Here is a 6640-nt window from a genome sequence, read left to right on the forward strand (position 1 = left end):
GAAGCGTGTGTTCTGGAAGCTGGCCACCGCATTGCCGAAGACCTTGCGCTCGCGCTGCACGTGAGTGCTCGCAGAGTCTCTGCGTTGCGACCTACGCGCGAAAAGGCGATATTTAATATCTCATGAAAAATTCACCCGATTTTATGATCCGCTCCATTTTTGTTTTTGCTTTTTGTTTGAATGTTACATCCAAACATTTTTAGCATCTTTTTTAATTTTAGAAAGCCATTTTGGTGATAGAACGTATACCTTCGATAAAAAAAGTGCGATTTTTTATGCCGATATTCGGCAGCAACGTACTAAACTGGGATTGCCGATTAGCCATGCGGATTGTCAAATTGCAGCCATAACATGTCAATACGGTTGCACATTAGTCACTCGAAATACCAAAGACTTTCAAAAAATTGAAGGTTTAACGCTCCTAAATCCATTTGCGTAACCGCCCAAAACCCTTCGCCTTCCCCCCCAAACTTTGCTACAATTCGCGCCTTTCATTGGTCATGTAGCTGTAAAACCGTCATGGAAATCAATCCGTATATTAAACACATGAAAGACCTGACCGAGCGTGGCGAAACGCTTAGGGGGTATCTTTGACTACGAGCAAAAAAAAGAACGCCTCGAAGAAGTGATGCGTGAGCTTGAAGAACCCACCGTCTGGAATAATCCCGAACACGCCCAAGCCCTAGGTAAAGAGCGTTCTGCACTAGAGAATAGTGTGGGTGTGTTGGATAAACTCACCGAACAAGTGGCAGATGCGCAAGCGATGCTTGATTTAGCCGTAGAAGCGGATGACGAAAGCCTACTCGAAGACGTGAAAGCCGAGTTGGCCAGTGCCGAAAAACTGGTGGCTGACTTAGAATTTCGCCGTATGTTTAGTGGTGAAATGGATGCTAATAATTGCTTCGTTGATATTCAATTTGGTTCGGGTGGCACAGAAGCACAAGACTGGGCAGGGATGTTGTTGCGTATGTATTTACGCTGGATTGAACGTCATGGCTTTAAAGGCGAATTGATGGAAGTGTCCGATGGCGAAATTGCAGGCATTAAAAGTGCCACGATTCGTGTCGAAGGCGATTATGCTTTTGGTTGGTTGCGTACCGAAACAGGCGTACATCGTTTAGTACGAAAATCGCCTTTTGACTCAGGTAATGGTCGTCACACTTCCTTTGCGGCAGTATTTGTGTCGCCAGAAGTGGACGATAATATTGAGATTGAAATTAATCCTGCCGATGTGCGCACTGATACTTATCGTGCCAGTGGTGCAGGTGGTCAGCATATTAACAAAACGGACTCTGCGGTGCGTTTAACTCACATTCCCACAGGCACAGTGGTTGCGTGTCAAAATGAGCGTTCACAACATGCTAACCGTGACCGTGCATGGAAAATGTTACGTGCGCGTTTATATGAGTTAGAAATTTTAAAGAAAAATGCGGCCAAACAAGCCCTCGAAGAAACCAAATCTGAAAATGGTTGGGGTAGCCAAATTCGTTCTTATGTTTTAGACCAATCGCGTGTTAAAGATTTACGCACCAGTGTCGAACATTCGCGTCCTGATGCCGTGTTAGACGGCGATTTAGATGATTTTATTCAAGCTTCATTAAAAATGGGCTTATGAAAACTTTGTGTTCCCTCCCCTAAATTAGGGGAGGGCTAGGGTGGGGTTATTTTATAAGACCCCCTCCCAGCCTCCCCCTTAATAAGGGGGAGGAGTTATCTTTTAGAGAGAAAACCATGAGCAATACGCCAGAAATTCAAGTATCTGAAAATGAATTAATTGCCCAGCGTCAGCAAAAATTAGCTGAATTACGCACCAAAGGCCAAGCCTTCCCCAATGACTTCCGTCGTGATAGTTATGCCCAAAACTTACAAGACAAGTTTGCGGCTAACACGAAAGAAGAATTAGAAGCAGGCGAAAAGCAAGTGGTGTCTGTGGCTGGCCGTATTATGCTCAAACGCGTGATGGGTAAAGCTAGCTTTATTACTGTGCAAGATATGACAGGTCGTATCCAGTTTTATGTTGCCCAAAACAGTATTGGCGAAGACACCTATGCCGATTTCAAAACATGGGATATTGGCGATATTGTTGGTGGTCAAGGTTATATCTTTAAAACCAAAACAGGTGAATTGTCGATTCATATCGAACAAGTGCGTTTGTTGACCAAGTCTTTACGTCCATTGCCTGATAAATTTCATGGTTTATCTGACCAAGAAATGAAGTACCGTCAACGTTATGTTGACTTAATTATGAGCGAAGAAACGCGCAATGCCTTCAAAGTGCGCTCACAAGTGATTGATGGTATTCGTCGCTTTTTACGTGGCCGTGACTTTATGGAAGTCGAAACACCTATGATGCACGTCATTCCAGGTGGCGCAGCCGCAAAGCCGTTTGAAACGCATCATAATGCCTTAGATATGCCGTTGTTTTTGCGTATTGCCCCTGAGTTATACCTCAAGCGTTTAGTGGTTGGCGGTTTTGAGCGTGTGTTTGAAATTAACCGTAACTTCCGTAACGAAGGTGTTTCTACACGTCATAATCCAGAATTTACCATGATTGAGTTTTATCAAGCCTATGCCGATTACAAAGACTTGATGGATTTAACCGAAGCAATGTTAAAAACCGTTGCTTTAGAAGTATTGGGTAAAACCGAAGTCGATTATCAAGGCGAAGTGTATGACTTTGGCGCGCCGTTTGTACGCATGAGCATGGTTGATGCGATTTTACATTTTAATCCTCAATATACCCGTGAGCAATTATGGGATATGGCTGCTGCGACTCAAATTGTTGAAAAAGACATTAAAGAGAAAGTAAAGCCAACATGGGGCATTGGTAAATTACAAACTATTATCTTTGAAGAAACGGTTGAAACCAAGTTACGTCAGCCAACGTTTATTACTGAGTATCCTGCTGAAGTATCACCCTTAGCGCGTCGTAATGATGATAATCCATTTATTACTGACCGTTTTGAGTTCTTTATTGGTGGTCGTGAAATTGCTAATGGTTTCTCGGAGTTAAATGACCCGATTGACCAAGCTGAGCGTTTTATGCAGCAAGTGGCTGAAAAAGATGCAGGTGATGATGAAGCCATGCACTATGATGCCGATTATGTGCGCGCTTTAGAATATGGTTTGCCACCGACCGCAGGTGAGGGCATTGGTATTGACCGTTTGGTGATGTTGTTTACCAATTCGCCATCAATTCGTGATGTGATTTTATTTCCGCATATGCGTCCAGAAGCCTTATAAACTAAGGTTTTTAAGCATAAAAAAGGCAGATAAATCTGCCTTTTTTTATGCGCAAAAATTATTTTGATAATATATTGCATTTGTTAATGAGAATTATTACTATTAACTAGTAAGCTAATTATTTATAGGAATTGATTATGCACACTCAAGTACAACAACAGCCAGCCATTCGCCGTTTTCCTACTATTGATTCTTCTCGACTGTTTGCCTTGGGTAAAGAAATTCGTATCACTCACGAAGGAGAAGAATATCGTTTGCGAATTACCAGTAATAATAAATTGATTTTGACCAAATAGCATGGGTTGAGGCACGAAACCCATGATTATTTAGGTACATATACAGGTCTGTGGTCTTTATATCCACGTCAATATTATTTTTTATGGTGTGGCTTACGATGATCAAGCCACAGTTTTTCCATCATTAAATAAGTAAACGAGGCTGACCAGCCAATCATTAATAAGCCTGTTAAGGCTTCTACACCAGCAATTAATCTCATATGGCCTATTGGGTAAATATCACCAAAGCCCACAGACGTATACACAACTACTGAAAAATAGACAAAATCGAAAAACTCCATTTTATTTTGGCTTAAAGTACTAAATGTCCCAACATTAAAATAAGTATCTAACAAATAATAAGTTGTCCCAAATAGCCAAACTTCTAAGGTATGTGCCAAGAAAGCCCCATAAATAACCACTAAAATGCGTAATCTGGGCTGAATCGTCAATTTAGGAATTAATTCCGAAATGAGTCTTAAAACTTCGTAATGAAATAAAACAGTGAGAAAGACAAGTGTGATGGTAACGAGCGTCGAAATAAAAAAGTTAAAGTGTAAAAACATGAATTAGTTGTGTAGATCATTAGAAAAATCGTGGTGTTCATCCCATGACTCAGGTGTATCAGCTTCGGCTAATAAAATAAACATATAGTCTAAACCTTGTGACCACAATTGCTGCCATTGTTTTAAGGTATTCATGATGATGATCTTTAATTAATTATTCTCTTTTGAAGATAGTTGATTTTTTGTTAAATGCCAATTACCCCAATCTAAAAAAGCGACGAATTCCATCTAAAATTTTGGCATGATGTTGAGCATGGTTGTTGTGGTTGCCATTTTGTTGTACCGCAACCAACTGTTGATTACGTTCGGCAAGAATATGAGCAAACTCATTAGCTAGTTCAGGCCGCGATTGTATAATATGCTCAAAACTTGGTTTATCTATGCGATAACACTCCACATCAGTTTTGGCGATGACAGTGGCTCGGCGAGGTTCTCCCGTCATTAAGCCCATTTCACCAAAAACTCGTCCAGCAGGGAGGGTGGTTAATAATTTACGTTCTTGCGTGTTAACTTCATACCAAATATCCACTTCACCACTGACTAATACATATAACCAATGTGCCACATCACCTTGGCGAGTAATGACATCACCTTTAGCAAATGGTGCATAAGTCAAGGTTTTGGCAAGGTGTTGGCGTTCTTCATGTGATAAAGTTGAAAATAGATCCATTTTGCCAAGTTTGTGTTCACGGATAGCTAATTCGGTATTGTGTAAATGTGCTTCACGCTCTAATGATTCAGTAGTCATACTAATAGCAAAATTAGGAGAGGCAAGGGCATAGCCCTGACGTTGTAAGGCTGCAAAAATATGCACTCTAATTGTGCTATCGGTTGGGTCATCAATTTGAGCATTTTGTAGCCAATAACGTACCGCATAAACACACAAGCCATCTTTATAGTCCATTAATACGCATTGGGGTTTGGGATGACGACTAACTAAAGGTATTTCGGCTTGGTTAAGGGCTTTGTCAATGCTGTTAATCACCCGTTGAGGGGGAATGGTATTACTCACCGCAAAATATACCCAACGTCGCCATTGAGGAACGTCTTCACCACCAACAATAATTACTTTAGCTTTCATCAGCATACTGTTGGGAATAACCACAATTTCGCCATTACGTGTTCTCACCGCAGTATGTCGCCAATGAACTTCAATCACTTGGCCGCTAATATCATCTACTTTAATCCAGTTACCAATACTAATAGAGTTATCGAGTTGTAAAGCTAAACCGCCTAAAATATTGCCTAAAGTGTCTTGCATCGAAAAAGCGATAATACCAGTGATGACTGCTGAGGTTGTCACTAAACCTGATAAGTTAACCCCTGCTGTACTTAAACGAATCATGCCCCATGCAATATAAGCTAGCACTAAAATAATATCTTCTAAAATACGCGGTGGATGAACGTGTAATAAGGGGAGAATAGAACGAAAAATACTCAGTCCCATGACTCTAATGGTAAGTATGCCCGTCAGAATCACTGACATTTCTTGCAAAATGCGGGCAGCTAAGTTGAGGTTTAATTGATAACTAATAAAACTTGCACATGCACAAATCAGTGCAATCGCTAAAAATACTACGACACTTTTAACAATAGCTAACCAATCCTGTTTGCAACGCAATAACAGTAATAAGCCTATGATGATAAAAGCAAAAGCATACAAATATTCAGTATGCCAAATGTTATGCCATGCAGAAAAAGAGATTGGCATACTTAGTTTCCTAATAATTCACGTTGTTCGCTTTTGCCTACGTCTTCAATCTCCTCAGCAATGTGTTCTAAATCGAGTAAATCAAAACGACCAGCACGGATAAAACTGGCTTGTTCATTTGCCCATGCTACGATGTCTTTTTCGTAAGCAACACTCATTTTATCTCTCCTCGTTAGTTGGTTAATTGTAAGCCAAAAGGGATATTCTTTACTTTTTATTTTTAGCCATTCTAAAACCAGCATTCTTAACTTGACGAATTTATAACCGCTTGCTTAAATGGCAAAATCTTGCCAAAAATAAATTTAAGGAAGCCACCATGTCCCAGTCCGCCAGTTCTTCAATCAATTTCGACATTTCTAATATCAATATGTGGAATGGTGGTGATGCCACTGGTTTTAATTTAGCCAACGTCATTCCCGTTAGCACTGGATTATTTGCTCACTTCAAAGAAGATGGCTTGATTGGTTATAAAATAGACAAATCTAATCATGTACAAGACTCATTAGCAGGCATTAATTATTCCTATGATTACGGCCTAGAAGTCACCGCAGGGTTGATTCTCAAGGCAGAGGCAACATTAGGTAAGTTAGATTTAAGCTACAAAATAGATGCAGTTAATGAATTGCCTACCGCAGTGAAGTCGGGCGACCGTTTTGATATTGATACCAGTAAATGGACAACCCTCTCGCAATTAACCAGTCTCGGCCCTTCGTTAGACTTGCAGATAGGTACTGTGTTTACCTTAAATGCCTATATGCGTAATTTAACGATGGACTTCCCAGCTATTGACCCTGTTAGCTTAGGTACTATTTTTGATGCCAGTATTAATTTTAGCCATGATTTTA

The 6640-nt window shown here is 40.4% G+C and carries 9 protein-coding genes; 5 read left to right on the top strand and 4 right to left on the bottom strand.

What is annotated here, in order from left to right:
- The first annotated feature begins 172 nt into the window (after nt 1-172).
- The 4 genes from Q0212_RS11155 to hemP all read left to right on the top strand — a co-directional run bounded on the left by Q0212_RS11155 (nt 173) and on the right by hemP (nt 3539).
- Nucleotides 173-439 (top strand): hypothetical protein, encoded by a 267-nt coding sequence (locus tag Q0212_RS11155; protein WP_297925460.1) that lies wholly within the window; start codon nt 173-175, stop codon nt 437-439.
- 80 nt (nt 440-519) lie between these two features.
- A protein-coding gene (gene prfB / locus Q0212_RS11160) for a peptide chain release factor 2 (protein ID WP_297925463.1) occupies nt 520-1615 on the top strand; the annotation gives its coding sequence in 2 pieces (ribosomal slippage) (nt 520-591 and nt 593-1615; 1095 coding nt in all).
- A 116-nt stretch (nt 1616-1731) separates the two neighbouring features.
- Nucleotides 1732-3243 carry a lysine--tRNA ligase gene (lysS, locus tag Q0212_RS11165; protein WP_297925465.1) on the top strand — a complete coding sequence of 504 codons (1512 nt, stop codon included), beginning with the start codon at nt 1732-1734 and terminating at the stop codon, nt 3241-3243.
- A 137-nt stretch (nt 3244-3380) separates the two neighbouring features.
- A complete protein-coding gene (gene hemP, locus Q0212_RS11170; RefSeq protein ID WP_297925468.1) occupies nt 3381-3539 on the top strand; it encodes a hemin uptake protein HemP in 159 nt (52 codons plus the stop codon).
- A 74-nt stretch (nt 3540-3613) separates the two neighbouring features.
- On the opposite strand, the gene Q0212_RS11175 is transcribed toward hemP, so the two are convergent.
- From Q0212_RS11175 to Q0212_RS11190, 4 genes are all read right to left on the bottom strand, one after another.
- Nucleotides 3614-3970, bottom strand: coding sequence for a potassium channel family protein (locus Q0212_RS11175; RefSeq protein ID WP_297925470.1), 357 nt, complete (start codon nt 3968-3970; stop codon nt 3614-3616).
- A 117-nt stretch (nt 3971-4087) separates the two neighbouring features.
- Nucleotides 4088-4219 (bottom strand): hypothetical protein, encoded by a 132-nt coding sequence (locus tag Q0212_RS11180; protein ID WP_297925471.1) that lies wholly within the window; start codon nt 4217-4219, stop codon nt 4088-4090.
- A 61-nt stretch (nt 4220-4280) separates the two neighbouring features.
- Nucleotides 4281-5795 carry a mechanosensitive ion channel family protein gene (locus Q0212_RS11185; protein WP_297925473.1) on the bottom strand — a complete coding sequence of 505 codons (1515 nt, stop codon included), beginning with the start codon at nt 5793-5795 and terminating at the stop codon, nt 4281-4283.
- Between the two features lie 2 nt (nt 5796-5797).
- A complete protein-coding gene (locus Q0212_RS11190) occupies nt 5798-5953 on the bottom strand; it encodes a DUF29 family protein (protein WP_297925475.1) in 156 nt (51 codons plus the stop codon).
- Nucleotides 5954-6111: 158 nt separating this feature from the next.
- Here Q0212_RS11190 and Q0212_RS11195 point away from each other — a divergent pair.
- The coding region (locus Q0212_RS11195; RefSeq protein WP_297925476.1) for a hypothetical protein at nt 6112-6640 on the top strand (529 nt) is incomplete at its 3' end.

Source organism: uncultured Agitococcus sp., assembly GCF_937920075.1.
In the GTDB taxonomy this organism is placed as follows: Bacteria; Pseudomonadota; Gammaproteobacteria; order Pseudomonadales; family Moraxellaceae; genus Agitococcus.